This is a genomic window from Stenotrophomonas maltophilia group sp. Smal12, from assembly GCF_037079935.1.
Taxonomy (GTDB): domain Bacteria; phylum Pseudomonadota; class Gammaproteobacteria; order Xanthomonadales; family Xanthomonadaceae; genus Stenotrophomonas; species Stenotrophomonas sepilia.
Genome location: NZ_JBAWUK010000003.1, coordinates 65040 through 90957 on the forward strand (window position 1 = coordinate 65040; position 25918 = coordinate 90957).

Sequence of the window (25918 nt, forward strand, 5' to 3'; positions counted from 1 at the left end):
CGCCACAGCAAACAACGAAATAATTTTGAGCCCCCGTATAATAACGCCGTGGTGATATAGGATTGTGGGGGGGGGGGTTGGGCGGGGGGGGGCGGGTTTTGTTTGCGCTCGGTTGTAGGCCCGCCGGGGCGCGCCCAAAATGTAATTCAACGAACCCACCACAACGGCCGCGCCCCCCCCCCCCCACTACCCGCACGCGTGTCGTCATTGAAGTGACGGTCGTCGTCAGCGCACCACGCCTGAAACGTCATTCAGCTTCCAGCGCCGACCGCGATCCGCCCGTGCCACAGGGTTCCAGCATCGCAGCCGGCCCACTGTGTCCTTTTCGCATTCGGCACTGTGTCTATAAATGTCGGCCCTCACCTCCCAGGGTGGTCGCGCCCGGCCTTTCGCCGCGCGATCGACCGCAACCACAAGGAGGCCCCATGCGCCGCATCCTCATCCTGCTCGCCACCCACCTGCTCACCCTCGGCCTGGGCTTCGGCCTGGGCGTCTACCTTCTGCCGATCCTGATCGCCCCCGATGACCCGCCGGTGGAACAGGTACAGGCCGCCATGAAAGACGCCGCCTACCGCACCACCTTCCGCCGCGACCTGAAGGGCAGCGACGCAGTGCACTGGGCCGAAGGCAAGGTCAGTGTCAGCGCCACCCAGGTCGCCTTCGACGGGAAGATGGGACCGGGCCCGGATTACAAGGTGTACCTGGTCCGCGACTTCGTCGACAACAAGGCCGACTTCCTGAAGATCAAGGCGCAGGCCCAGCGCATCGGCGAAGTGAAGACCTTCAACCGCTTCCTGGTCGAGGTGCCCGCGAACGTGGATGTGGACGACTACACCACCGTCGTGGTGTGGTGCGAGCGCTTCTCGCAGTTCATCTCCGCCGGGCACTACCGATGCGCGGTTCATGCATATCGAAGAAAGAGGCGGAGCCGGCCGATAAGCCGGGTTCTGTCGTGGACAGTCATTCCTCTAGGCGTTACGTCACCGCAACGCTCAAGCAACCTACCCGGATCCAACGCGGGCCGCGCCAAAGGATCCCTATTTGGTCTTGCTCCAGGTGGGGTTTGCCGTGCCGGTCTGTTGCCAGACTCGCGGTGCGCTCTTACCGCACCATTTCACCCTTACCGGCCTTCCGAAGAAGACGTAGGCGGTATCTTTCTGTTGCACTTTCCGTCGGCTTGCGCCGCCCAGGCGTTACCTGGCACCTTGCCCTATGGAGCCCGGACTTTCCTCGGCACCCCCGAAGGGATGACGCGACTGTCTGGCCGACTCCGCCAGCGCGTATTCTAGCGTACGCACGCCCTTCCTGCCGTGCCGATCGCGGCGTCCGGTTCATCCTTCCACGCGTGGCGTGGCTCTAGCGGCCCTTCGCCCTCGCCATCACCGCCGCCCGCGACTCCAGCACCACCCCGACGATCAATTCCCGCACCTGCGGTTGCGAACCGTCCCATTCAATGCGGCGGACGCGCACGTCCACGCGATCGCCCGGCGCGTGGGCTTTCAACGCTTGGCCGATACCGAAGACGGTCTTCACTCGGGTACCCGCCACGGCCAGCACCTCATCCCCCTTGCGCAGGCCGGCGCGATGGGCCGGACCTTCGTCAGGCTCGGATTCGATCACGGTCGCGCCCCCCATTTGAACGCCGAGGACCGGGCGCAGCGCATCGCTACGCGAATCCCCTTCCCCGGCCTGCTCGCGCGCCAATTCGGTGGCGCCCAGCAGTGCATCGTCCAACCCCGCATCGAAATACGGCGCGTTGTCCACGAATGCGGCGCATTGCCACGACGCGCGCTCGGGCACCGGCTCGCGCCCCGCACGAAGGGCCTGCCGCAGGTCGCGCCATTGCGCTGCGCTGACGTACCGCTGCTGGCTGTTCACCAATTGCTGGTAGGCCGCCTCGATCTGTGCGTGGTTGTCGGCCCCCACCTGCAGACATCCCTCGTAGTTCTCCAACGCGTCACGTGCCGCGCGATAGGTCAGGTAATTGCTGTAATCGCGGACCGACTGCAGCCGATTGAATTCGACCAACCCCGGATCGAACAGCAGGTAGCCAACATAGTCCGGGCCCAGATCGGCTTCGGTAATGGCCGCAGGTGGCGGCCCTTCAGCTGCAGGAGCTGGCACGTCGGCCAGAGCGAACAACAGGAACAGTCCCTTTTCCAGCATCTGTCTTCCCTCCCTCAAGTAGATTTGAGAGCTTCACTCCTTCACCTCCGGAATTCCGCCGCTCATTCGTATTGCAGCGTCCCAGGCTGTGAATGACCATGCAGCCTGCACGCTTTTCAGGACTTTTCGTCCAGCTCCCGGCGAAGATCGTCAACCCATCGCTTTCTGCTGCTACGGTCATACTCGGCCGGCGAGAACGGCATCGACGCACGCGCATAATCGTCGATCAGTGCCAGCAGCGCCTGCCTGTCGACACGCGCGTCGAGAGGAGTGTGGGTGTCACTGGCGAGTGCGACCAGTTGTTCCTGGAGCAGCTCCTTTCTTGCGATGCCGGCGCCGGTGGACGGATCTGCGATACACAGACCGAAGGTCCCGTTGAAGAAGTGCGGGAGCAGCAGTTGCGCCTTGTCGTGCGCAGCGTTGGCATCCCCAAGCACGGCTGTCATGTAGCCCTCGAGCTCCTGCAGCAGAACGTCGACGACAGCCGCCCGCTCACTGCCCGGTGGTGCATGATCGGCAATGCGTATCCAGCGTGCGCAATCGGTACGGAAGTACTCCCCCACAAGGTCTTCGCTGATGGGAATGGAGCCGAACACTGCAGATCGGATGGTGCCACCTTCGCAGGTGTAGGTGGGCTGCGGCACCGCGCCCACTGCAATCAGGTGACTGAGTCTTTCTTCTGACACATTGCAGAATGCGGCGAACGCATCCTTTGGCAGGAAATGAGCTTGAAGGTAGGCTGTCAATGCCATCTCGAACAATTACTCCCAAGGGGGGATGAAGAGGCGTGTGCAGGGGCGTCTTCGTCCAGGACAGACATCCCGAGCACCGGTCCTCACGCCTCAGAGGCCGCGGAAATGGGGTCACACTACGGAAACCCTTCCGCATCGGGAGTATCCGCACGGGCTCGACTGATCTCAATGTCGCTCTGCAGGACGTCCCCTAATACCCAAGGCTGCTGGCTTCGTACGATCATCAGTGGGTCGGTCATTGCTGCTCATCACGACATTGCCTGTCCCCGGATTCGTCCCTCAGCCGTGCACGTGAGCACGTTCACGCGCCAGAGGTTGGCGCCCCTCCGGCGGATCCGAACCGTTTCGCATTTCGCGCCGCGCGCTCCGGGACATGGCCCGGAGCGATCCATCAACTGCCGTACAACGCCTTGCGCGGCGCACCGGTCAGTTCCGCGGCCAGCTTTGCGGCGGTCGACGGCGGCAGGTGCTCGCTCAGCTTCGCGTAGACGCGGCGGCCGTGTGCCAGCTGCGCTTCCTCGTCATCGCCGGCGCCCTGCACCATCACCACGAACTCGCCCTTGCGCTGGTTCTCGTCGGCCTCGACCTTCGCCAGCAGGCCCGCCAGGTCGCCATCAAGCACGGTCTCGAACAGCTTGGTCAGCTCGCGGGCCAGCACCGCCGGGCGCTCGCCGCCGAAGATCGCCGCCATGTCGGCCAGCGATTCGGCGATGCGGTGCGAGGATTCGTAGAACACCATCGTGCGCACTTCGCCGGCCAGCGCCTGCAGGCGGTCGCGGCGGCCACTGGCCTTGGCCGGCAGGAAGCCCTCGAAACTGAAACGGTCGCTGGGCAGGCCGGCCACGCTCAGCGCGGCGATGGCGGCGCAGGCGCCGGGCACCGGGCTGACCTTGATGCCCGCCGCACGCGCGGCACGCACCAGGCGGAACCCCGGATCGCTGACCAGCGGCGTACCGGCGTCACTGACCAGCGCCAGCGACTCGCCGGCCTGCAGGCGCGAGACCAGCCGCTGCGCCAGCGCCTCCTCGTTGTGCTCGTGCAGGGCCACCAGCGGCTGCTGGATACCGAAATGGGACAGCAGCTGGCCGCTGCGGCGGGTGTCCTCGGCACAGATGGCCGCCACCGAGCGCAGCACCTCCTGCGCGCGCGGGCTCAGATCGGCCAGGTTGCCGATCGGGGTGGCGACGACGTACAGGGTTGGGACACTCATTTCAGCGGTACTCACGGGGCAAGGGTAGAATCGTAGCGTGTACCCGGCCAAGGCCGCTGCCCTCATCGCATGGACCCGATCATGAACAAGCCCGCCGCACGGATCTCCGCCCTGTCGTTGTCGCTGATGCTGCTGGCCGGTTGTGCCACCACCAGCCTGACCAGCACCCCCGATTCGCCGGCCCAGGGCCAGGCGCTGGCGCTGATCGAACAGGGCAAGCCGCGCGACGCCGCACTGCAGCTGGAAGGCCTGGCCGCCACGCTGCGTGGCGGTGCCCGCAGCAACGCACTGGCCGATGCGGCCTGGGCCTGGCACCTCGCCGGTGACAGTGCCCGCGCGCGCAGCCTGCTCGGCCAGCTCACCGCCCGCCAGCTGTCCGGCGCCAGCCTGCAGCGGTACCAGCTGACCAGTGCCGAGCTGGCCTTGGCCGACAAGCAGCCGGCGCAGGCGCTGGCCCTGCTGAAGGACCATGGCGACAACGTGCTGCCAGCCCTGCGTACGCGCTGGTACCTGGCCCGTGCCGGCGCCCTGCAGGGCACCGGCGATGCCTTCGGCGCCGCCACCGAGCGCGCCCGCGCCCATGCCAGTCTGACCGGCAGTGCGCGCAGCGATAACCAGGCCGCCATTGCCGGCCTGCTCGGCACCCTCGACGACGCCACGCTGCGCAGCCGCGCCGCCGCCCTGCCGGCCAACGACCCGCTCTACAACTTCGCCGGCCGCGCACTGATCGCGCGTGGCCTGCCGCTGCCGCGCCCGTTCGACCGCGATGGCGCGGCCCAGTTCGACACCAGCAAGCGCCCGCCGGCGATGAGCGACGGTTACCGCCCGCCGGCCAAGCTGGCCGTGCTGCTGCCGCTCAGCGGCCGCCTGGCCACCGCCGCACAGCCGGTGCGCGATGGCCTGTTGAGCGCCTACTACGGTGAAAGCCGTCGCCGCCCGGACATCAACTTCTTCGACACCGCCGGCACCCCGGCCGGTGCCCTCGCCGCCTACGACAAGGCCGTTGCCTCCGGTGCCGACTTCGTGGTCGGCCCGCTGGGCCGCGACGAAGTGGACGCGGTGTACGGCCGCCAGCAGCTGCAGGTACCGGTGCTGGCCCTGAACCGTGGCAAGGACGCACCGCCGGCCGGCAGCGCCGGCTTCTCGCTGGCACCGGAAGACGATGGCATCGTCGCGGCCGAGTACCTGCGCGGCCGCGAGCGCGGCAAGGCGCTGGTGATCAACAGCGCCGACGACACCGGCCGCCGTGCCGCCGCCGCCTTCGCCCAGCGTTTCGCCCAGCGCGGTGGCCAGGTCGTGGCCACGGTCGGCGTCAGCGATGCGGTGGGCGACGTCAGCGCCCAGGTGCGCAACGCCGGCCAGGTCGATGCCGTGTTCCTCGCCGTGCGTGCGCCGCAGGCCCGCCTGCTGGCGCCGCAGCTGGCGCTGGCCGGTGCCGGTGGCGCGACCCGCGTCGGCACCTCGCAGCTGACCGTCGGCAGCGGCAAGGTGGAAGAAGACGTGGCGCTGGACGGCATCGTCTACCCGAACGAAGCCTGGAACGTGCGCAGCGTGTCCGGCCTGCCGTCGGCCAGCCAGGTGGCCAGCACCCTGCCGAGCGCACGCGGTGCGGCCGGCCGCCTGTTCGCCTTCGGTGCCGACGCGTGGAAGATCACCGCCTACCTGGACAAGCTGTCCAACGAAGGCGGCCTGGACGGTGCCACCGGCACCCTGTTCCTGGACAGCAATGGCAACATCCTGCGCCAGCCGGCATGGTCGACCTTCAGTGGCGGCCGGCCGATGCCGATCGTCGGTGGTCGCTGAGCGCAGCCAACGGGGCTCGGCGGTGGAAGCCGCCGCCGAGCAGCACCTGCAACTGGCCGGACTGCGGCCGCGTGCACGCAACGTGCGCTATCGCGGCGGTGAACTGGACCTGGTGATGGACGATGCCGGCACCGTGGTGTTCGTGGAAGTGCGCTACCGTGCGCGATCGGATTTCGGCGGTGGCGCCGCTTCGGTCGATGCGCGCAAATGCCGGCGCCTGGCCCATGCCGCGCAGCTGTACCTGCAGGACCACCCGGCGCTGGCCAATGCGCCCTGCCGCTTCGACGTGGTCGAAGCCACCGGCGAACCGCCGCAGCTGCATTGGCTGCGGGATGCGTTCCGATTGGATGACTGCTGATGGCTACTCTTTGCCGGCCAGCGGCCGGCACTACCCGTCGGACCTGCAGCCGGCCAGCGGCCGGCATTGCCATGGTGCGTGACTGATGCCGTCGATTATCACCCATGCCGCTGTGCCGCTGGCGCTGTGGTGCGCCGCTGATCGTGGCCGCATCCCACCGCGCCTGCTGGCGGCCGGCGTGATCGCAGCGATGCTGCCCGATGCCGATGTACTGGCCTTTGCGCTGCACATTCCCTATGCGGATGCCTTCGGCCATCGCGGCGCCAGCCATTCACTGCTGTTTGCGTTCGTGCTGGCGGCGGTAGCGGCGGTGTTGGCATTCTTTGGTAGCGGCCGACCTTGGTCGGCGGTTTCGTGCCAACCAAGGTTGGCACCTGCCAAGGCAGGGCCAACGGTGGCATCGACCGTACAAGCCGCTGTATTCGTGTTCATCTGTGCCGCCAGCCATCCACTGCTCGATGCGATGACCTCCGGTGGCCTCGGCGTCGCGCTGGCCTGGCCGTGGAGCGAACAGCGCTTCTTCGCACCGTGGCGACCGATCCGGGTTTCACCGTTTGCCCCGCAATTCTTCAGCGCACGCGGCGTGGCTACCCTGCTCTCCGAACTGCGCTGGGTGTGGCTGCCACTGGCCGGCGCCGTTGTCGCCTGGAAACTGATCCAACCCGCTCCTGCTGCCCCGCGAGATCCGTCATGAGTACCGCACTGCCTGCTGCCCTGGTTGCCGAACTGTCCGCCCTGCTGGGCGCGGAGGGCTGGCGCATGGATGACAGCGCGCTGGAGGCCAACGCGCAGGACAACTCATGGCGCCGCCAGCGCCCGGCGGCGGTGGCGCTGCCGGCCGACATCGAACAGGTGCAGGCACTGGTGCGCGCCTGTCGCGCACATGGCGTGGCGCTGGTCGCGCGCGGTGCCGGCACCGGCACCACCGGCGCCGCCGTCCCACAACCGGGCAGCATCGTGCTGTCGTTCACCCGCATGGACCGCATCATCGAGATCCGCGCCGGTGATCGCTGCGCAGTCGTGCAGCCGGGCGTGCTCAACGGCACCCTGCAGCAGGCCCTGGCCCCGCGCGGCCTGTTCTGGGCACCGGATCCTTCCAGTGCCGAGATCTGCAGCATCGGCGGCAACCTGGCCTGCAATGCGGGCGGCCCGCGCGCGGTGAAGTACGGCACCAGCCGCGACAACGTGCTGGGCCTGGTGGCGGTGACCGGCACCGGCGAGATGATCCGTTGCGGTGGTGCCTACACGAAGGACGCCACCGGCTACGACCTCACCCATCTGCTGGTGGGCAGCGAAGGCACGCTGGCACTGATCGTGGAAGCCACGCTGAAGCTGACCCCGTTGCCGGTCAGCCAGGCCGGGCTGCGCGTGCTGTACCGCGATGCCGATGCCGCCGCCGCCGCCGTATCACGCTTGATGTCGCAGCCTGTTGTGCCGACCCGCCTGGAGTTCATGGACGCGCGCAGCCTGGAACTGCTGCGACTCAATGGTGCTGACGTGCCGGAGGCCGGTGCGATGCTGCTGGTCGAGGCCGATGGCGACCACGACACCCTGCCCTATCTGCTGCAGGCCCTGGCCAGCGCCGCCGAAGGCGAGGGCATGATCGAACTGGACGTGGCGATGGAAGGCCGCGCGCGCGACCAGTTGTGGGCGGCGCGCAAGGCACTGTCGCCTGCGCTGCGCAGCGTGGCGCCGGGCAAGATCAATGAAGACGTAGTGGTCCCGGTGTCGCGCATTCCGGAGCTGGTGGCCGGCGTGCAGGCGCTGGCACGCGACTACACGCTGACCATCGTCACCTTCGGCCATGCTGGCAATGGCAACCTGCACGTCAACATCCTCTACCACCCGGACGATGCCGACGAGAACGCACGCGCGCAGGCCGCGCTGCCAAAGATCTTCGCGCTGACGCTGGCGCTGGGTGGCACGCTGTCGGGCGAACACGGCATTGGCCTGGCCAAGCGCGATTTCATGGCGCAGGCCTTCACCCCGGAAACGCTGGCGACGATGCGCGCGATCAAGGCCGCGCTGGACCCGGACGGCATTCTCAACCCGGGCAAGGTGCTGCCGCCGGCATAGACCGAACGCTCTCCTGCAGAGCCGGGCCATGCTCGGCTGCTCTCCCCCCAGATCGCACAAGCCGAGCGTGGGCTCGGCGCTACACCGTCTTGTCGGCCGCGATATCGATCAGGGTCTGCCGGAAGCTGGGCAGCAGCACGCGGTTGCCGTGGCCACTCAGGTGATCGTTGTCGAAGAACAGCGGTTCGCCCTCTTCCACCGCCGAACAGGTCTGCGGCCCGCACAGCAGCGGCAGCGGATCCCATACGGTCAGTGACGGGTAACGTGCCGCCAGGTCATCCAGCAGTGCCATCTGCGGCACGCGCAGCATTTCCAGATCCGCACGCGGCATGCTCAGACCGCCGGCACACGCCGGATTGCGGCGGTTGAACCAGTCCGAACAGCGGTACGCACCGGCCTTGAACAATGGCAGCGGTGCGTCGATCACCACGTGTACGCCCAGCTTCTGCAAACGCCCCAGCACGCGATCGGCTTCGTCGCGTGCAGCCTGTGCGTGCGCCGGCGTGCGCTCGGCCAGCAGCTGTTGATAGATCGGCTGTGCGTCCTGCTGCTGCCAGTCGAAGCCGCGCAGTTCCGGCATGCGCAAGGCCGCCAGCAGCACGATGTCACCCGGGCGCGCCTCGCGTTCGATGGTCGACAGCGTGTCTTCAATGAAGTCCTGGCAGTCAGCCGGGCTGGCCCGCAGCAGGTTGACGAAGCTGCAGCCGCCGCGATCCTGCTGGCGCACCTCCATGCCGGTCTGCCGCGCGACCATGCTGGTCATGGTGCGATACGCCGCCGCGTGCGAATCACCGGCCACGAACAGGCGCCGCCCTTCGAGCGCCGGCGCACGCACCGGCTCCAGCGGGCGCCACGCCGGGTAGCGGCGCGCCTGCCATGCGTAGCCGTCGCGGTTGACACTGAGCGAGACCTGCTCGTGGTACTCCACCGTGGCCCAGGCGCCGGCACCGCACAGCGCCACCAGCGGAAACGCCATCGCCAGCACCTTGGCCGGTGCCAGCCGCAGCAGCGGCGCCGCACTGCGCAGCGGACGCTCGATGAAGTGGTAGGACGCGGCCGACACCGCCAGCAGCAGCACCGGATACAGCCACAGCGCGACGCCATGCAGGCCATACGTCCAGCGCAGCAGCACCAGCAGCGGCCAATGCCACAGGTACAGCGAATAGGACAGCCGGCCCAGGTAGGCCAGCGGTGCGCAGCCCAGCGCACCGGCGATGCTCGATCTCCCCGCTGTCGACACGCTCGCCAACAACAGCAGGGTACCGGCCACGGTGGCCAGCACACCCGGTACTGGCATCGCCAGCTGCGGGGCAATCACAACGCCTGCGGCCAGCAGCGCCAGCCCGGCCACTGCAACCGCGTCACCGTTCCGACCCGGTGTACGCGTACGCATCCACTGGTACAGCAGCGCGCCCGCGGCCAGCTCCCAGAACCGCGCCGGCAGCAGATAGAACGCTGCCGCCGGTGCCGTTTGCGCCTGCCAGCCCGCCCACGCCAGCGACAGCACGGTGAGCACCGGCAACAACCAACGCGACCACGGCCAGCGCTCACGCCCGCGCAGCCACGCGAAGAACAACAGCGGGAAGACCAGGTAGAACTGCTCCTCCACGCCCAGCGTCCATGTATGCAGGAACGGATTGAGTTCAGCACCGGGTGAGAAGTAATCGTCCTGCAGGCCGGCCAGTACGATGTTGCTCAAGCCGACCAGCGCGGCCCAGCCGGTCTGGTCGAACTGCTCGTTGCGCCACGCGCGGGGAATGAACAACGCCGACAGCACGAAGGTCGCCATCAGCATCACCAGCAGCGCCGGCAACAGGCGCAGCACGCGGCGCCGGTAGAAGTCGAGCAGCATCGCGCCCAGCGACGCATGGGTGCGCGAGGCCAGCGACTGGCTGATCACGAAGCCGGACACCACGAAGAACAGGTCCACCCCGGTGAAGCCGCCGGGCAGCCACGTCGCATTGGTGTGGAAGAGGACGACGGCCAGCACCGCCAATGCGCGCAGGCCATCGATGGCGGCGTTGTGGGAACGTTCGGCAGGGAACACGCGGGCAACCAGAAGCGAGCAATTGGCCAGCATCGCCACCTTCGCCGCAGTCATTCAATGGTCAATTGCGACAGAGCTGGGCATCGTTCAGGTCCGGTCACAGCGCGACGCGGTTGTAGAGCCGAGCCATGCTCGACTGCCCTACCTTCACTCGGCTCCACAGCAGCAACTGGGGGTCAGAGCCCATTGCCTTGGCAATGGGATCCGACCCCGCTTCACGCGCTTACCAAGCCATGCGCAGGCCCAGCTGGCCGCCCACGTTGCGGTAGCCATGATCGCCGCGCTGCACGCTCATGCCACCCCACGCACGCCAGCGCTGGCCCAGCTTCAGCTCGGCACCGGCCTGCACTTCATAGCGGTTGCGCGGTACGTCCGCACCCAGCGTGTCGCCGTTGAACTGCAACGTGCTGCTGCCGCTGCCACGCAGCCAGTTCACGCCCAGGTAGGGCTGCAGAGTGTTGCCGGCGGCCGTGCCATGGCCGAACACACGCACGCCCACGCGCCCGATCAGGCCACCGGCGGCGGCGTGGTCAATCACCGTGCCGTTGCTCTCCACGTGGCGATCGGCGCGGAAATCGACATGGCTCAGCTGCAGCTGCGGCTGCACGTACAGCGCGCTGGCGCTGCCCTGCCACACGTTGAAGGTGTAGCCGGACTCCACTGACGCGCTGGTCATGCGCGAGTCGTAATGCTCCGGCGCCAGGCCGATGCCCTGCACCCGGTTGTCGAAGCGGCCGTGCTGCAGGGCGGCATCCACATACGCACCCCGCGTGCCGTCCGCTTCCTGCAGCCAGGTGCCGTACACACCCACGGCGCTGCCACGCATCCGGCCCTTGGCGCTGTAGCCGGTCAGATCGGACACTGCGCTGCTGTCGGCGCGGCCGCTGCCCAGCATCACACCAGCAACCGCATTGCCACGCCGCAGCCGGTCAGCACCGATCTGCAGCACCGAGGTGGTGCCATCGATCGACAGTTGGCCGCCGACCGCGCTGAAGTCCGCCTGCTGCCGGCCCACGCGTGCCCAGGCCTGGCGCGCGCCGCCCATCGAACGCGCGCCATTGCGCTCGTGCATGCGGTGCGCGAACAGGTTGATCGCCGCCGACTGGTTGGCCAGGTAAGCCCCCGCTTCCGGGCGCAGCACCGGCGGCGGCAGGATCGGATTGACTGGATCGACCGGGTCCAGCGGATCCACAGGGTCCGTCGGATCGATCGGATCGATCGGATCCGGGCCAGGATCGACCGCGCATCCCGGCGCAGCCGGGTTGTCCTGGCAGACATCGAACCACTGCGAACGCAGGTACCAGTTACCATCGGCAGGATCGGCCAGGCCCCCCTGGAACAGGAAGTACTCATACGATCCGCCCACCGCGCGGCCGCTCAGTGCGTAGTTCGCCCGCGATGCGCCGTCGATCTCGATCAGCGGGATGCCATCCACCGTCGGCGCGCCCACGCCACCGATGTTCTTCACCGCGATCAGCGCGTCACCGGAGGTGTCGCCGCGCACGTGCAGGCGGTCCATCGCGCTGTCATCGCCGGCCAGCGCCCCCTGGAACAGGAACGTAGCCCCTTCGCTATGCAGGTCGCCGTCCACGGTGAGCGTATTGAAGCGACCACTGCCGTCAGACAATGCCACGCCACTGTTGAGCACCTGCAGTTCGCCCACCGTGGCGTCACCGGTCAACGTCCACTGGCTGCCGCTCTCGATGGCCATCGTCTGCACCAGATCCGACGAACCCTGCCAGAGCGCGCCATCGGCCAGGCGCACATGCACGTCGGACAGCGGAACCAGCCCCGCATCCTCGTCCTCCGGCGTGATGACGATGTCGCCCACCAGCTGCGAGCCACCGTCCAGTGCCACATCGAAGCGCCCGGCCACTGCCGCATCCAGTGCCAGCGCGATGCCATTTCCGCCCGATAGCACCGCACCGTTGGACAGGATCAGGCCCGGCTCGCGGCTGCTGCGCAGCCATACGCCACCATGCTGGGCGCTCACCAGCGAGCCACCATCGATACGCATCCGACCGTTGTCATTGATCACCGCCGCCCACGCGCCCTCGCCTTCGGTGCGTACATGGGTGTTGCTCAACGTCATTTCACCGGTCCCGCCAGACAGCACACCGTGCGAGTTGATGCCGGTGGTGCGCACCAGGCTGTCGGCCAGATGCACGGTGCCACCCATGCGCGCGATCGGACCGATGGCGCCATCACCTTCGGTCAGGATATCGGTCATGACGGCGCTCACCTGCGGATTCTTTCCGCCGGAACCCTCTGCATACAGGCCATGGCCATTCTGGCCGAGCGTGCGCAATCGGCTGGAGCTCACCCGTGCGGATCCATCCAGGACCGAGATGGCCTGCCAGGAATTGCCGTCTGCCGTGATCTCCGAACCTTCCACATCCAGCTCGCCCTTGCCGATCATCAGGATGCCAACACCATTGTGCGTAGTGATGGATGAGCCCTGGACGCTGGCCACACCATCGCGTCCGTTGATGTTGACGCCCACCGAAGTGGCTTCGAGGCGGCTGTTGAGTATGGTCAGCTCCGAACCCGCGGTCATGTTGATCCCGTGGTGCCCGGACATCTCAACGCCATCCAACAGTAACGTTGCGCTGCTGCCAGGCGCGAAAGTGGCAACACTGGCGTTTGCTCCACCGGCGTGGATGCGGCCGCCACGCATCTCCACGTCGCCTCCGATGTACAGGCCTGCCCCTGAACGTTCGTGGGTGAGGTTGATGTCGACGTCCTCAAGCACGGTTGTTCCGATGCCCGCCAACACGCCGTTTGCACCTGCCCCCACGCCATTGATCTGCACCGAGCGCAGGTGGACGTCAGCGCCATCCTGCACCCACGCGCCATACCCGCCCCCGCCCACATCGATGCGCACGCGTTCGGCCTGCAGCGTACCGCCGCGCACGTCCAGCCCGTTGGACTGATTGGCAACAACCTGGATCACGCTGTCGGACACCCGCGCATTGCCGTCCTTTACGAAAACGCCGTGTGACAGACCGGCCTGGGTTCGTATCTGAACCCCATCAAGCACCAGGTTGCCGTCGATAGCCTCAGCACCATTGGAAGCAGTGCCCAGGGTCAGGATCTCTACGCCAGTGGCATGCACCTCTCCACCCGCAGCGGCGGAAAGGCCCGCTGCGCCATAACCAGAGGTGGTCACGCGTCCTTGCACCAGTTCAATGCGGCTGTCCGCGCCCTCCGCCCGTGCAGCGGCGGCATACATGCCCCCGGTGGTGAGATTGACCTCGCCCAGCGGCACGATGCTGCCGCCATTGATGGCATGGAACGCATATCCGGCAGGGTTGCCCGGCTCCACCGGCTCGGTGGTGGCGTAGTCACCCGCCGCCGGGTTCTGTTCGTCGCCGTCGGCAACAACCTGCTGTGCCAGCGCGGGGGATGCAATCAAGACACTGGCCAGCGCCAGCGATAGATGACTGCGGCGTGCATGATGGATCGACATGACAGCTCTCCTGAAAAAGCGGCCATGCTCCGCAGACGCGACCGGCATCACCATCGAATGTGTTGCAATAACTGGTGCGACCAGACGTCGCATGCCTCCAGCGTTGAACTGAACCGCGACCCTCGTCCTCGACCTCGCCAAGCAGGCTTTGCAACTAATTGCATGGGAACGGGTATGCCACGCACGGACACTGGGAACCAATCAAGACATGCACTGACGTGATACACCCGCCATCACCTGCCATTCACAGGATCAAGGCGTATACGTCACCAGCCTGAACAGGGTGTCGCAGCAGTGCAGTGTCCCGACCATTCCACCTGGAGGACCGACCATGCGCGTTCAATCTTTCCCTGCAGCTACACCTTCTCTGCGCCCACTGGCGCGCTGCCTGCTATTGGCGCTGACGATGCCCATCGGCGCCGCCTGGGCCGGCGATCTCGATGGCGGAAGCGCGGAGGTTGTCGCGGGCGATCCGGTCGAGCAGTGGCGTGTGCGCAACGGCGGTGCACTCACCATCAATGGCGGCGAGGCCCAGAACCTGCGTGCCAGCGAAACCTCCACCCTCAGGCTGACCCGCGCTGTGGTCTCCCGCGACCCCGCCGTGCAGCAGCACACGGTGCTGCTGGAAGATGACGCATCGCTGGAAGCCGTCAATTCGGACTTTCTCGGCGGTGGCATTTCGCTGCAGAGCGGCAATGCCTCCGCTCGATTGAAAGACAGCAGGATCCTCGTTCGTGCTGCCGAGGCGATGCCGTCGCTGACCGTCGGCGTCGATCTGTTCCACTCCCCCACCAGCGCGCCTGCGATCAACCCGCGGGTCGTACTTGACAACAGCCACGTCCGCGTAGAGGACGCATTGAGCCCCTCACGCCCCAGCAACAGTGGCATTGGCGTTCGCATGGGGTTTGGCGAAGTGGACATCGTCAACGGATCCTCCATCGACGCTGACAACGTCGGCGTTCTGTTCCTGGGTTCCGTTGCCCCGTATACGAACACGCTTCGCGTCGATGGCTCCACCGTCGTCTCCCGACATGGCGCAGCCATCCGTGTGGCTCCGCGGACCGAAAACCAGCGCTACGACATCACGCTCTCCAACAACTCGCACATGGCAGGTGGCGATGGCAATCTGCTGCTGGTCCAGGCGTATGAAACAACCCCGGCCGCTGGCGCACCCGAGATCCACTTCACCGTAGACGACTCGCGCCTGGCAGGCGATATCACCTATGACCGAACCTCAGTGCCCAACGGCACGCTGGACGTGATCCTGCGCAACAAGGCGCAGATCGACGGCCGCTTCATCAATGTCAGCTCGGCCAGCATCGACAGCGACAGCACCTGGCTGATGACCGGCGACAGCAATGTCGGCCACCTGGCGCTGGGCAGTACCGGCACGGTGGCGCTGGGCAATGGCAGCACGTTCAACACGCTCAGCGTGGATGCCTTCGACGGTGCCGGCGGCACCCTGCTGTTCAACACCCAGCTGGGTGACGACAGCTCGGCCACCGACAAGCTGATCATCAAGGGCGATGCCAACGGCCAGGCCAACGTGCGTGTGCTCAATGCCGGTGGCGCGGGCGCGAAGACCGACAAGGGCATCGAGCTGATCCGCGTGGGCGGTGCGTCCAATGCGCAGTTCGACCTGCAAGGCCGCGCGGTAGGCGGGCAGTACGAGTACTTCCTGTTCAAGGACGCCACCAACGGCGGCTGGTACCTACGCTCGGAGCTGGCCGGCACGCCGGACCCGTGCGTGGTGGATCCCACGCTGCCGGAGTGCACGCCGGTCGATCCGGTGGACCCGGTCGATCCCGTTGATCCGATCGACCCGACGCCGGTGCTGCGCCCGGAGGCCGGCGCCTACCTGGCCAACCAGTTCGCGATGGACCAGCTGCTGCGCCACGGCTGGCGCGACCGCCAGGGCGGCAACACCTCCGCCGTTGATGGCGTGCGTGGCTGGGCCCGCGTGGACGCTACGCAGAGCAAGCTGTCGGCGGTGGAAGACCAGCTGGACCTGCGCGTGGACCGCTCGCGCCTGCAGCTGGGTGCGGACATCGGCGTATTCGACAACGGCCAGGGCCGCGTCGGCGTGATGGGTACGCTGGCCAAGTCCGATGCTACTTCGCGTTCGCAGCTGACCGGCTACAGCGCACGCGGCAAGGTCAACGGTGGCGCGCTGGGCGTGTACGGGAGCTGGAGCAACGATGCACTGTATGTGGATGCCAGCGTGCAGCGCGGCCAGTTCCGCAACCGCGTGCAGGGCGAAGGCCTGGCCGAGGAACGCTACGACTCGGACATCTGGCAGAGCTCGCTGGAAGCCGGCTACCGCATCGGCATCGGCCAGATCGGCCGCACCGCGCTGAGCCTGCAGCCGGAACTGCAGCTGGTCTACACCGACGCCAACACCGATCGCCACGAAGAAACCAACGGCACGGTAGTGCGCAGCCTGGGCGACAGCGGTCTGTCCGGCCGCGTGGGCCTGCGCCTGCAGGGCGAAGGCCGCAGTGCCGCCGGTGCGTCGGTCAGCCCGTATGTGGTGGCCAACTGGTACCGCGATGGTGCCAGCAACGGCATGACGTTCGACGATGAAGCGCTGAGGGCCAGCGTGCCGCGCAACCGCTACGAGCTGAATGCCGGTGCACGCGTGGACTTCCGTTCCGGGCTGAGTGCGTGGGGTGGCTTCGGCGTGATGCGCGGTGACCATGGTTACCGCGAAGCGACGGCCAATCTGAGCATGTCGTACAAGTGGTGAGGTAGAAGCGCGTTCTACTTTCTGTAGAGCCGAGCTATGCTCGGCTGCTTCTCGATGAGATTGTGATGAGCCGAGCGCTGGTTCGGCTCTACACGAATGTCGTGATTGCCACGCTGTGGCGTGCGCCGCACGATTGCAACGCTTTCGAACTTTCCAACAATTCTCATTGGCAGCATTGGCGCTTCATGCAAATCATGTAGCGCCACCGGAAACGGGTGGCACGGGCTTCCAATCCCGTTTGATAAGCATGTTGTTTACGCTTGCCTGCCGGCGTCACCCTTTCCTTGTTGGGTGGCGTCGGCAGGCATTCTGTCCGCGCACCTTATGGCGGGCGGTGCGTGGGGGCCTCGTGCCCGCCGGCGTTTCGCATGCTTACCACCGGTATTGGAACCACGCACCGTCCGCCGCCCCGCTGTTAAGCAGGGTGGCACCTTGCCGCTTGCACAAGGACGCCGCCATGACCGCTTCCCCTTACCCGCACCTGTTCGCCACCCTGGGCGAGGCCGCCACGCGCCTGCCCGATGACCTGGCCCGCACGCTGGAAGACACCTTCGTTGCGCTGCAGACCGGTAGCAGTCCTGGCGCCATCACCCTGCAGGCCTGCCTGCAGTACATCCGCCAGGGCGATGCCGCCGATGGCCAGCCGTGGCCCGGCACCAACCGTTCACCCGGGCAGCGCCTGGCATTGGCGCGCATCGACCGCGCCAATGCGGGACTGAGTTTCCTGCTGGAACTGCTGCACGCCACCGAACGCGTCCGCGTGGACGGGGATATCGACCAGCACATGGATGACGGCGCGCGCGAAGGGCTGTTGCTGGCCTGCCGTGGGCTGGCCGAGTATGTGGATGTGCAGTTGCGGGCGGTATGACAACCCGCAACGGCAGCCTGTTCAATCGTAGAGTGCAGTCACGGTAATGGCCGTCTCCACGGCACCCGCGTTGACGCCGCTGGTCGGGGGCAGGTAATAGCCCGCGCGCAGCGTATAGCTGGCCGTGGCGCCGGTCACTGGCACTTCAATACCGGTATCGCCCTTCTTCAGGTAGACGTTGCCCGTGGCCCCGGCCAACAAGGCGACCGAAACGCCTCGTGCCGGATCGGTGCTGGCCGTGTTCTTCCAGCGCTGCGCATCACCATCGGCGGCGGTGCCGTCGAAGGACAGCGTGGCTTTGGCAACACCGATGCAGCCGGTGAAGTTCAACGTGCCCTGCTTGAGCAGGTTGTCACCCACCTTCAGCTCGTCGGCCTTTACGTTGTCCAGGGTGATGGCCGGTGCCGTCAGCGTACAGGTGCCGGGCAATACGCGACCGGAAATGGTGAGCTTGGCCGCAGCAGCGCTGCCGAGCGGCACGACCAGTGCCAGAAGGGTGAAAGAGGGTAGCAGCAGGCGTTTCATCGGGCACTCCAGGAGATCAGTAGACGGGGAGGTCGGCCGTTGCCGATTGGGGTGAGGTCGCCAAGGGCTGGCAGATGCCCTGCGACCAGGACAGGCCGTAGGCATCGGGCGCGTCGGGCAGTTGATAGACCAGGCGGCAGCGCTGCGGACCGTCCGGATCGACGATCAGCGCGCCTTCGGGCGGTGCGCCACGCAACTGGATGACGCCGCCCTGCCCCACCGCGCCTGCGGGCGTGCCGTCCTCGCGCTGCACGCGCGCCGCAAACGGCAAGGGCTGGCCCAGTGCATCGGTGGCATCGATGAACAAGGTGTGCTCGCGGCGCACCTCGAACGGCACGCGCACGATGCCGCCGGCGGTGGGCGCAACACGCTGCGAGGTCTGCAGCAGTTCCACCTCCAGCGGCAGCCCCGAAGGGTCCAGATCGATGCGATTCCAGCGATAGGGGCTGACGTGCGGCAACAACGCGTAGCCATTGCGTGCCACGCGGATATCCACACCCGTGCCCACCTGCGCGCCCTCTGCGCCTGGCGCATGCACCAGCACGAAACCGTCGCCTGCCGGTGGCCCCATGTTCAGGCCGCCGGCGTGCGCCACCAGCGTACCGGAGGCACTGAGTGTCTGGCTGCTGTGGCCGCTCGCCCGGCTGTAGGCCGCGTTGACGTTGGCGTAGCGGCCCTGGTAGTCCAGATAGGCGCTGCTGCTGGTTCCACTGCGGCCCTGCACGCTGGACACCGAATAGTTCAGCGCGCGCCGCTCACCAACGTACCCACTCACGCCTGCCTGCACCTGCTGACCGCCACTGGCGTGACTGATCCGGGTGCTCACCCGCGGGGCGTTTCCGGTGCGTCCCAGCGGCATGCTGAGGGTGAATGCATAGCGTGTGTCGGGCCGGCCACTTCCCAGCCGGTAGCGCTGCACGGAAACACCATAGTTGGCCAGGCCGACTGTGCCGTTGAAGCCGAACTGGAAGTCGGTCTGCCGCTGTGCAGTGTCCCAGTACGCTACGTGCCCGCCGTTGAGGAACAGCTGGCCGGCCGTGCCCAGGCGCTGGGACAGGTTGGCCTGGTAGCGCTGCCGCGCACGCCCGGCGTAGCCCCAGTCGTCGGCCGCCGCGCGCGCTACATCGTTCAGGGTGAGGAACCCCTGCGTGCTGTAGCGATAGGCGGCAAGACCCACGTTGGTCCCCGTGCGCGAGACGTAGCGCTGGTAGTTCAGGCGCAGGCTGCTGCCGGCGACTGCAGGGCGTCCGTGCAGCTGCGCCTGCGAGTGGGTGACATCGGCGCCAACGGCGCCCCATCGCGAGTTGACCGCAGCACCGGCGATGACCGCCCGATAGCCCTGTGCGACCTGGATGCCGCCCAATGCCGTGAGGTGATTGCTGAGACCGCGCGCATACGTACCCTCGGCGAAGCGCAGCGCGGTGACGTCGTTGCCAACGTCCCGCAGCGCGCCGGCACTGGCACTGAATCGGGAGCTGCCTTCGCGCAGGGCCTGCGGCACCGCGGAGAAGCTCACGTTGAAGCGCTGGCTGCGCCCGTCGGCTTCGGTAACGACGACCTCCAGGTCGCCGCCATAGTTGGTCGGGTACAGATCGTCGATGACGAACGGCCCGGGCGCTACGCTGACTTCATGGATGACGATGCCGTTCTGCTGGATGCTGACCAGGGCGTTGCCTTCGGCGATGCCGCGCACGGCCGGTGCGTAGCCACGCAACGAGTCGGGCAGCATGCGCTCGTCGGTATACAGGCGGGCCCCGGTGAAGGCCACGCTGTCGAACAGTTCGCCGCCGGTATGGCCCTCACCCAGCAGCAACTGGCTGTTGATGGCCGGCAGATCGCGTTGCAGGTGGCTGCTGATCGTTCGATAGCGGGTTCCCTGCGTGCCGTGGCTGAACGCACCGCGATGGCGCGCGCGCCAGTGGCCCAGGTTGAACCCCCCGTTCAGGCCTACGTAGCTGCTGTCGCGGGTGTCGCTGCGGTAGTGGTTGGCGGTGTAATTGACGAAACCGGCGGCAATGCCGGGATCGCGCTGCTCGGCCATCACGTGGCCGCGGGCAGCGCGTTCCTGCATCGCCTGCGGCACGGTCAGCAACAACTGCAGGCTGCTGTCGTCGAAGGTGGCCGTGGCGCCCGGCACAACCGTCGGCAGATCGATACAGCCGGTATCGACGGCGTCTGCGCGGACCGCCTGCAGCCGTTCCGCACGCAGCTGCAATGCGTCCAGCAGGCCATCCGGCAGGCAGGGACGGGCGCTGGCGTGTCCGTCGGGGACCACGAAGCGGATATCCCGGGTCTGCTCAAACTGGCCGTTGATCCAGACATCGACCCGGTGCAGACCGGCCTCGACCGGATTGCCCTGCGCATAGCGGCGCATATCGATGGCCTGCCCACCCACCAGGAATCCTTCGCTGAACTCGATGGCGGGCGCGGCAACAGCGGCGCCAGGAACCGAGAGGGACAGCGCCGCCGCAATGGCATGCGGCAGGCGGCAGCGCTCGCGTGCGCGCGTGAAGGATCGAAGGGTGGTCATGACAGGTGGTGTACGAAGGGACGTCGCGCAAGGCCGCGCGGTGGCAGCGACAGGAAGGAACGCGCGTGCATCAGTAGTAGTCGGCAAGCAGCGATACTTCACTGCGGATGGTCCCGGTGCGCAGTTCTGCAGGCGTGCGCTGGTAGCGGGCACTGAACGGAACCGACATGACCGTGCCCGTGGTGGTGCCATAGCTCCACGGCTGCTGCATGCGCACGGGTGCTCCAGCCTGCAGCACCTGCAGTGCAACGCCGGCCGTCGTGCTTCCCGGCGCAGGGGCCAGAATGTCGCCGGTGCTGGCAGCGTCGTGCACGTCGCGCATCTCCAGCACCAGCGGACGACCGCTGGCGCCACAGTTGATGGCGACGTTGAAGGCCTTTTCGCCTGCGCTCTGCTGCTGATCGAGCGTGCTGGCATCGATCGGATCCAGCGTTATGGCCTGGGGCGTTACCGCGCAGGTCTGCGCGTGGAAGCGGAAGCCCGCGCTGATGTGGTGCTTGCCGCCGCTGCCACTGAAAGTGGTAGAGACCGTACCGACAGGCATCGCTGCGACATCACGCATCGGCCCCCCGCGTGAGTAGATGGTGAGATGGACGACCACCTCCTTGCGATCACCCCAGTGCATGTCGACGGCCTGGGGAACACCATCGCGGAACGGCGTACTGCCACCTTCGACCTCTTCAAGCGGGCACTCCGCATCGTGTTCGTCGCAGGCGCCATAGGTGAAAGAGAGCACGATCAGGGGCGAAGTCGCGTTGATCTCATACGCGGGATCGAGGCCACCATCTGGATTCATGATGTCGCGCGCGTAGCGCAGGCCGTTGAACAGTGGCTGCAGCTGCGCCCTTCTGTCGGCGGGGTCGCAGACCAGGGCCAGGCGGCCGCTGGCCTGGCCAAGGAGCTGATCGGGCGCATCGACGAAGGCAACATCGAACACGCGATCGATGAACACATCGCCACTGATGGGGCGACACGCAGCGGAGGCACCCGACGCAGCAGCCAACAGTGCCAGCGCAAGGGGGAGCGTTCGTGGATTGAGATGTGCGCCGTGCATGGAGTGGCTCCGGGAGGGGGCGAAGGCAGGTGCCTGTGAGCCGAATCGCAAGTGCGGCTCGGCGGCAGCCAGTAACGGAAGGAAGCGCACAGTAGTTCGCCCCACCCTGCAGCCCCATACAAAAAGTTGCATTCGCCGCCAGCAGGAAACCGTTTACAACAAGTTGCATGGTGGTTCGGCTGCGCGGCAACGACACTGCGCACCGCTCGGTGGCCCGCGGCCGCCGACGCCTCCCATTCCGCAACGAGAAGGCTTCGATGTCGATCAAACTGAACCTGCTGGCGCTGTCCGCGCTGGCGATCCTGGCTGCACCCGCTGCCCAGGCCGAACGGCTGGAAATCACCGGCGAACTGATGACCTCCACCTGCAGTGTCGGCTCCGCGGGCGGCACCATCACCGTGCCGATGGGCAAAGTGGATCTGGCGTCGGTCAACGCCGGTACCCGTGCCGGCCAGAAGAACTTCAGCATTGCCCTGGATTGCTCCGGCTCGGGCGCTGCGCAGGACGTTGGCGTGCGCTTCGGTGGCACGCCTGAGGGAAGTACCGGCAATCTGGCACTGACCGCAGCATCGGGGGCGACCAATGTGGGCGTGGCGCTGTATGACGCGGCGGGCAATCACCAGAAGATCGGTGATGACCCGACCCAGTGGGTGACCATCGCCGCCGGTGGCACTGGCCAGCTGGACTACAGCGCGTGGTATGCCTCGCCGGCCCAGAACGCTACGGCCGGCACCGCCAACGCGTCAGGCGACTTCGTGGTGCTCTACAAGTAAACGGTATCCGGCGCACGCGCACGGATGCGCGCGTGCGTCGCCTGCATGAGGTGTTCCATGAAACTCTGCCCATCGTTGTGGTTGCCGGCCCTGCTGGTCACCGCGCTTGTGCTGCCGGCGCAGGCCGCGGTAACCCTGCAAGGCACGCGCATCGTGCACGACGCCAGCAAAAGCCGCGATGTCACGGTCAAGGCCAGCAATGTGGGTGAGCAACCCGCGATGACGCAGGTCTGGATCGACGCGGGCGACAGCCATGCGCGTCCGGAGAGCGTGCGCACGCCGTTCCGGCTGACGCCATCCGAGCCGCGCCTGTTGCAGGCCAAGCAGGCACAGGCCTATCGCATCACCTATGCGCCGCGGCCTTCGGAAGCGCCGCTGCCGACTGATCGCGAGTCGGTGTTCTACTTCAACCTGTTGGATATCCCGCCCAAGCCGGCCAATGCCGGCGACCGCAACCTGCTGCAGTTCGCGGTGCGCACGCGGGTGAAGCTGTTCCATCGCCCCGCCGGCCTGCCGGGCAGTGCGCGCGATGCTGCGGCACAACTGCAATGGCGCGCCAGCGGCGCTGCCTTGCATGTGCAAAACCCCAGCGCCTACCACGTGACACTGAGCACCCTGACGCTGGCCGATGGCCGCAGTGTGGACGTGGACATGGTTGCACCTGGAGAGAGCGCTCACTTTGCGCTGCCACAGGGCGCAGCGATGCCGACGAAGGTGATCTTCACCTGGCTGGACGACTACGGTGCACCACGTGAACAACAGGCGAGCGTGGGCCGGTGAGCGCGCTGCGCAAAGGGCGCTGGATGCCGTTGCCGGGGCTGGTCGCCACGCTGTTGTTGCTGGGCCCGGGCAACGTCTGGGCCTGCACCACGGTGACCGATGGCTTTGTCAGCACGATGTATCCCGTGGTGTTGGACGAACGCGAATCGTTCGATGCGTCCTTCGGTGCGGCCGGTGTCGAGTTCAGTGGCTGCCCCACCGCCGCGCCGCTGGCGTTCGAGGTGGAGTTCCATACTCCGATGACACTGCTTGGGACGGTCGAGTACGGCGGACTGACGTACGGCAAGTTCCAGGTCTCCGACACGTCCCCCTTGGTGTTGCTGGGCGTGTACGACGATCAGACCGGTCCCGCCAGTGGCGTGGCGTTCACCATGAGTGGGCAGACCCTGGTGATCACCGTGCCGGCATCACCGCGGGCGAAGCTGATGACGAGGCTGGCGGTCTCCGGCCGACGCAATGTGCAGAGCGAACCGATCTCGCTTATCTCGCAGCTGCGCATCCGTCCGCGCAGCAATCCTGCATTGGTCGGCACGGGCACGCTGGAGCTGGGGTTCGATGTATCGGTGGTGCGCGACTGCACGGTACAGGGCGCCACGCTGGCGCTGAAGGATGTATCTGCCAATGCACTGTCGGGCACCGGAAGTTCAGCCGGCGAAGAGGACTTCACGGTGAACATGGTCTGCAGCCACGACAACGTGCCGGTGGAGCTGACCCTGACCGATGCGCATGCACCCGGCAACAGCGGCAGCCTGCTGGCCGCGGCGCCCGGCAGCGACGCTGCGGGTGTGCAGATTGAACTGCTGCGCAATGGCCTGCCGGTGCAGCTGGGCATGCCCTGGCCGTACGGCATGTCGCAGACCGGCAGCAATCCAATTTCGCTGAGCGCGCGCTATGCCCGCAGCGCCGGCACGCTGAAGGCCGGTGCGATTGTCGGTGAAGCCGTACTGATGGCCGATTACCCCTGAGCGCAGTGAAGAGCCGATGTTTCCACCACCCCGAAGAGAGAAATAGATGCACAAGATGATGATCCCTTTGAAGCGCTACACCCAGTTCAGCGGGCGCGCCAGCCGCAGCGAGTTCTGGTGGTTCCAGTTGTTCGTCGTGATCGCATTGATACCGTCGAATGTGCTGGGCTTCATTGCTGGCTACACCGGTTCAGGCACGCTGGCACTGATATCGACGGGCGTGGGCGCGTTGGTGTGGCTGGCGATCATCGTGCCGATGATTGCAGTGACGGTGCGCCGCCTGCATGACACCGACCGTTCCGGCTGGTGGTACCTGCTGATGCTGGTGCCGATTGTGGGCCTGGTGGTGCTGGTGTTCATGCTGCTGCCGAGCACCCCGGGCGACAACCGCTTCGGTGCGCCCGTTCCGCACGTGTAATCGCCACGGGTTGGCAGGTGTCGACCCTGGTCGACACGGTGTTGCCACGGGCGGCTGACACATTCGTGCCAACCCAGGTTGGCACCTGCCCGAGCGATGCCGAGGTGCTTCACTCGGGGTCAGAGCCCTTTGCGGCGCAAAGGGATCTGACCCCACGCCGGAAGGTTGGCACCCAGCAGTGCAGTCCTGCGGCTACGCGAAGTGCTGGTATCCGCCGTCGGCGGCTTCGCCGTCCACGTGCACGCCCTGCCCTTCGGCGATGCGGCCGATGCGGGTGAGCGGCACGTCCAGCGATTCGGCCAGGTAGTGCAGCGCATCGCGCTGGTCGGCGGCGGCGGTGAAGCACAGCTCGTAATCGTCGCCCCCGCGCAGTGCGCAGTCGTGTGCAGCGTCGCGGCCGAGCAGTTCACGCAGCGCGTGCGAGATCGGCAGCGAATCGGCATCCACATGCGCGGCCACGTTGCTGCGCGTGGCGATATGACCGAGGTCGGCCAGCAGGCCGTCAGACACATCCACCGCCGCGTGCGCGAAGGCCCGCAGGCGCAGGCCCAGGGTCACGCGCGGCGTCGGCCGCAGCAGGCGCAGGCGCAGGCTTTCGTAGTCGGCCAGCAACGTGGCGGTGGCGATGCTCAACGCACCTTGTTGCCACAGACGCAGCGCGCCGGCGGCATCGCCCAGCGTGCCACTGACCCAGAGGTCATCACCCACCTGTGCGCGGTCGCGCCGCAGGGCCTGGCCACGCCCGACCTGTCCCATCGCGGTCACCGACAGCGACAGCGGACCGCGCGTGGTGTCGCCACCGACCAGCGCGATGTCGTGCTGGTCGGCCAGGGCGAAGAAGCCATCGGCAAAAGCCTCGATCCAGTCTTCAGAGGCTTCCGGCAGCGACAACGCCAGCGTGCACCACGCCGGGCGTGCACCCATCGCGGCCAGGTCCGACAGGTTGACCGCCAGGGTCTTCCAGCCGATGTCGAAGGCCGGGGTTTCCACAGGGAAGTGCACGCCGCTGTTGAGCGTATCGGCGGTCACCACCAGCTGTTCGTTGGCACGCGGCTGCAGCAGCGCGGCGTCGTCACCGATGCCGAGCAGGATGTCGTCGCGCTCGAGGGTACGGGCGCGGATGCGGTCGATGAGGGCGAATTCGGCCAGGGACATGGGGCGTTCCCGCTGTTGTTCGTGCCGCGCATCGCGCGGTGGGCGGTAGTGGGGGGGGGGGGGGGGGGGGGGGCGGCGGGCCCCCCTAGCCGACCGCCCGCCGCCCGCCGCCCCCCAAACTCCGAGCCACCCCCCCCCAACCACCAGACCCTACACCCACAAACCACAAACACACCCAACAAGCCCGCCCTCCTGGCGGATAACAAAGAAAAATAAAAAAAAA

21 protein-coding genes and 1 other RNA gene are annotated in these 25918 nt (G+C 66.9%); 11 read left to right on the forward strand and 11 right to left on the reverse strand.

Features of this window, described 5'->3' with window-relative positions; genetic code table 11:
* Nucleotides 1-359 precede the first annotated feature (359 nt).
* The 5 genes from WDC87_RS02340 to rsmI form a co-directional block, all read right to left on the reverse strand.
* Nucleotides 360-905 (reverse strand): hypothetical protein, encoded by a 546-nt coding sequence (locus WDC87_RS02340; protein ID WP_252745156.1) that lies wholly within the window; start codon nucleotides 903-905, stop codon nucleotides 360-362.
* Nucleotides 906-920: 15 nt separating this feature from the next.
* An RNA gene (gene rnpB, locus WDC87_RS02345) (RNase P RNA component class A) lies at nucleotides 921-1272 on the reverse strand.
* Between the two features lie 84 nt (nucleotides 1273-1356).
* Entirely contained in the window at nucleotides 1357-2166 is an 810-nt protein-coding gene (locus tag WDC87_RS02350; RefSeq protein ID WP_103282801.1) for a PDZ domain-containing protein, read from the reverse strand.
* 116 nt (nucleotides 2167-2282) lie between these two features.
* Nucleotides 2283-2918 (reverse strand): DUF6058 family natural product biosynthesis protein, encoded by a 636-nt coding sequence (locus WDC87_RS02355; RefSeq protein WP_146038150.1) that lies wholly within the window; start codon nucleotides 2916-2918, stop codon nucleotides 2283-2285.
* 391 nt (nucleotides 2919-3309) lie between these two features.
* Nucleotides 3310-4128, reverse strand: coding sequence for a 16S rRNA (cytidine(1402)-2'-O)-methyltransferase (rsmI, locus tag WDC87_RS02360; RefSeq protein ID WP_019661063.1), 819 nt, complete (start codon nucleotides 4126-4128; stop codon nucleotides 3310-3312).
* Between the two features lie 81 nt (nucleotides 4129-4209).
* On the opposite strand from rsmI, the gene WDC87_RS02365 reads away from it, so the two are divergent.
* The 4 genes from WDC87_RS02365 (at nucleotide 4210) to WDC87_RS02380 (ending at nucleotide 8365) form a co-directional block, all read left to right on the forward strand.
* Complete coding sequence (locus tag WDC87_RS02365; RefSeq protein WP_049468247.1) at nucleotides 4210-5931, forward strand: penicillin-binding protein activator; 1722 nt, start codon at nucleotides 4210-4212, stop codon at nucleotides 5929-5931.
* The gene (locus WDC87_RS02370; RefSeq protein ID WP_057494395.1) at nucleotides 5921-6289 is read left to right on the forward strand and encodes a YraN family protein; all 369 of its coding nucleotides are present in this window, start codon (nucleotides 5921-5923) and stop codon (nucleotides 6287-6289) included. The genes WDC87_RS02365 and WDC87_RS02370 overlap by 11 nt, the downstream gene beginning before the upstream one ends.
* Nucleotides 6290-6374: 85 nt before the next feature.
* Nucleotides 6375-6983, forward strand: coding sequence for a metal-dependent hydrolase (locus WDC87_RS02375; protein WP_150827539.1), 609 nt, complete (start codon nucleotides 6375-6377; stop codon nucleotides 6981-6983).
* A complete protein-coding gene (locus tag WDC87_RS02380) occupies nucleotides 6980-8365 on the forward strand; it encodes an FAD-linked oxidase C-terminal domain-containing protein (RefSeq protein ID WP_252745155.1) in 1386 nt (461 codons plus the stop codon). Before WDC87_RS02375 ends, WDC87_RS02380 begins: the two co-directional genes overlap by 4 nt.
* 79 nt (nucleotides 8366-8444) lie before the next feature.
* Here WDC87_RS02380 and WDC87_RS02385 read toward each other — a convergent pair whose 3' ends face one another.
* Nucleotides 8445-10466 carry an acyltransferase family protein gene (locus tag WDC87_RS02385; RefSeq protein ID WP_252745154.1) on the reverse strand — a complete coding sequence of 674 codons (2022 nt, stop codon included), beginning with the start codon at nucleotides 10464-10466 and terminating at the stop codon, nucleotides 8445-8447.
* Between the two features lie 169 nt (nucleotides 10467-10635).
* The gene (locus tag WDC87_RS02390; RefSeq protein ID WP_252745153.1) at nucleotides 10636-13881 is read right to left on the reverse strand and encodes an autotransporter outer membrane beta-barrel domain-containing protein; all 3246 of its coding nucleotides are present in this window, start codon (nucleotides 13879-13881) and stop codon (nucleotides 10636-10638) included.
* A gap of 406 nt (nucleotides 13882-14287) precedes the next feature.
* Here WDC87_RS02390 and WDC87_RS02395 point away from each other — a divergent pair, with 406 nt between their 5' ends.
* From WDC87_RS02395 to WDC87_RS02405, 3 genes are all read left to right on the forward strand, one after another.
* On the forward strand, nucleotides 14288-16627 hold the full coding sequence (locus WDC87_RS02395) for an autotransporter outer membrane beta-barrel domain-containing protein (protein ID WP_252745152.1): 2340 nt from the start codon (nucleotides 14288-14290) through the stop codon (nucleotides 16625-16627).
* A 65-nt stretch (nucleotides 16628-16692) separates the two neighbouring features.
* Nucleotides 16693-16827 (forward strand): hypothetical protein, encoded by a 135-nt coding sequence (locus WDC87_RS02400; RefSeq protein ID WP_275452902.1) that lies wholly within the window; start codon nucleotides 16693-16695, stop codon nucleotides 16825-16827.
* A gap of 257 nt (nucleotides 16828-17084) precedes the next feature.
* The gene (locus tag WDC87_RS02405) at nucleotides 17085-17495 is read left to right on the forward strand and encodes a hypothetical protein (protein ID WP_150827535.1); all 411 of its coding nucleotides are present in this window, start codon (nucleotides 17085-17087) and stop codon (nucleotides 17493-17495) included.
* 21 nt (nucleotides 17496-17516) lie between these two features.
* On the opposite strand, the gene WDC87_RS02410 is transcribed toward WDC87_RS02405, so the two are convergent.
* The 3 genes from WDC87_RS02410 to WDC87_RS02420 form a co-directional block, all read right to left on the reverse strand.
* Entirely contained in the window at nucleotides 17517-18020 is a 504-nt protein-coding gene (locus WDC87_RS02410) for a fimbrial protein (RefSeq protein WP_252745151.1), read from the reverse strand.
* A gap of 16 nt (nucleotides 18021-18036) precedes the next feature.
* The gene (locus WDC87_RS02415) at nucleotides 18037-20550 is read right to left on the reverse strand and encodes a fimbria/pilus outer membrane usher protein (RefSeq protein ID WP_252745150.1); all 2514 of its coding nucleotides are present in this window, start codon (nucleotides 20548-20550) and stop codon (nucleotides 18037-18039) included.
* A 70-nt stretch (nucleotides 20551-20620) separates the two neighbouring features.
* Nucleotides 20621-21604 (reverse strand): fimbrial protein, encoded by a 984-nt coding sequence (locus tag WDC87_RS02420; protein WP_252745149.1) that lies wholly within the window; start codon nucleotides 21602-21604, stop codon nucleotides 20621-20623.
* 257 nt (nucleotides 21605-21861) lie between these two features.
* Between WDC87_RS02420 and WDC87_RS02425 the strand changes: the two genes are divergently transcribed.
* The 4 genes from WDC87_RS02425 to WDC87_RS02440 are packed head-to-tail and all read left to right on the forward strand — an operon-like array spanning nucleotide 21862 to nucleotide 24540.
* The gene (locus WDC87_RS02425; protein ID WP_049468313.1) at nucleotides 21862-22377 is read left to right on the forward strand and encodes a fimbrial protein; all 516 of its coding nucleotides are present in this window, start codon (nucleotides 21862-21864) and stop codon (nucleotides 22375-22377) included.
* Nucleotides 22378-22434: 57 nt separating this feature from the next.
* Entirely contained in the window at nucleotides 22435-23157 is a 723-nt protein-coding gene (locus WDC87_RS02430) for a fimbria/pilus periplasmic chaperone (protein ID WP_197639101.1), read from the forward strand.
* Nucleotides 23154-24122 (forward strand): fimbrial protein, encoded by a 969-nt coding sequence (locus WDC87_RS02435; protein ID WP_252745148.1) that lies wholly within the window; start codon nucleotides 23154-23156, stop codon nucleotides 24120-24122. Before WDC87_RS02430 ends, WDC87_RS02435 begins: the two co-directional genes overlap by 4 nt.
* A 46-nt stretch (nucleotides 24123-24168) precedes the next feature.
* Nucleotides 24169-24540, forward strand: a complete 372-nt coding sequence (locus WDC87_RS02440) for a DUF805 domain-containing protein (protein WP_252745147.1) — start codon at nucleotides 24169-24171, stop codon at nucleotides 24538-24540.
* Between the two features lie 192 nt (nucleotides 24541-24732).
* Here WDC87_RS02440 and thiL read toward each other — a convergent pair whose 3' ends face one another.
* Nucleotides 24733-25695 (reverse strand): thiamine-phosphate kinase, encoded by a 963-nt coding sequence (gene thiL / locus WDC87_RS02445; protein WP_252745146.1) that lies wholly within the window; start codon nucleotides 25693-25695, stop codon nucleotides 24733-24735.
* Nucleotides 25696-25918: the final 223 nt, after the last annotated feature.

Bases quoted from the DNA above. Each gene is read 5' to 3' on its own strand.
- WDC87_RS02440 (WP_252745147.1), top strand. From the start codon at position 24,169: ATGCACAAGATGATGATCCCTTTGAAGCGCTACACCCAGTTCAGCGGG.
- WDC87_RS02385 (WP_252745154.1), bottom strand. From the start codon at position 10,466: ATGACTGCGGCGAAGGTGGCGATGCTGGCCAATTGCTCGCTTCTGGTT.
- WDC87_RS02420 (WP_252745149.1), bottom strand. From the start codon at position 21,604: ATGCACGGCGCACATCTCAATCCACGAACGCTCCCCCTTGCGCTGGCA.
- WDC87_RS02380 (WP_252745155.1), top strand. From the start codon at position 6,980: ATGAGTACCGCACTGCCTGCTGCCCTGGTTGCCGAACTGTCCGCCCTG.
- WDC87_RS02365 (WP_049468247.1), top strand. From the start codon at position 4,210: ATGAACAAGCCCGCCGCACGGATCTCCGCCCTGTCGTTGTCGCTGATG.
- WDC87_RS02415 (WP_252745150.1), bottom strand. From the start codon at position 20,550: ATGACCACCCTTCGATCCTTCACGCGCGCACGCGAGCGCTGCCGCCTG.
- WDC87_RS02390 (WP_252745153.1), bottom strand. From the start codon at position 13,881: ATGTCGATCCATCATGCACGCCGCAGTCATCTATCGCTGGCGCTGGCC.
- WDC87_RS02355 (WP_146038150.1), bottom strand. From the start codon at position 2,918: ATGGCATTGACAGCCTACCTTCAAGCTCATTTCCTGCCAAAGGATGCG.
- WDC87_RS02405 (WP_150827535.1), top strand. From the start codon at position 17,085: ATGACCGCTTCCCCTTACCCGCACCTGTTCGCCACCCTGGGCGAGGCC.
- WDC87_RS02340 (WP_252745156.1), bottom strand. From the start codon at position 905: ATGAACCGCGCATCGGTAGTGCCCGGCGGAGATGAACTGCGAGAAGCG.
- WDC87_RS02395 (WP_252745152.1), top strand. From the start codon at position 14,288: ATGCCCATCGGCGCCGCCTGGGCCGGCGATCTCGATGGCGGAAGCGCG.
- rsmI (WP_019661063.1), bottom strand. From the start codon at position 4,128: ATGAGTGTCCCAACCCTGTACGTCGTCGCCACCCCGATCGGCAACCTG.
- WDC87_RS02410 (WP_252745151.1), bottom strand. From the start codon at position 18,020: ATGAAACGCCTGCTGCTACCCTCTTTCACCCTTCTGGCACTGGTCGTG.
- WDC87_RS02430 (WP_197639101.1), top strand. From the start codon at position 22,435: ATGAAACTCTGCCCATCGTTGTGGTTGCCGGCCCTGCTGGTCACCGCG.
- thiL (WP_252745146.1), bottom strand. From the start codon at position 25,695: ATGTCCCTGGCCGAATTCGCCCTCATCGACCGCATCCGCGCCCGTACC.
- WDC87_RS02350 (WP_103282801.1), bottom strand. From the start codon at position 2,166: ATGCTGGAAAAGGGACTGTTCCTGTTGTTCGCTCTGGCCGACGTGCCA.
- WDC87_RS02375 (WP_150827539.1), top strand. From the start codon at position 6,375: ATGCCGTCGATTATCACCCATGCCGCTGTGCCGCTGGCGCTGTGGTGC.
- WDC87_RS02425 (WP_049468313.1), top strand. From the start codon at position 21,862: ATGTCGATCAAACTGAACCTGCTGGCGCTGTCCGCGCTGGCGATCCTG.
- WDC87_RS02400 (WP_275452902.1), top strand. From the start codon at position 16,693: ATGAGCCGAGCGCTGGTTCGGCTCTACACGAATGTCGTGATTGCCACG.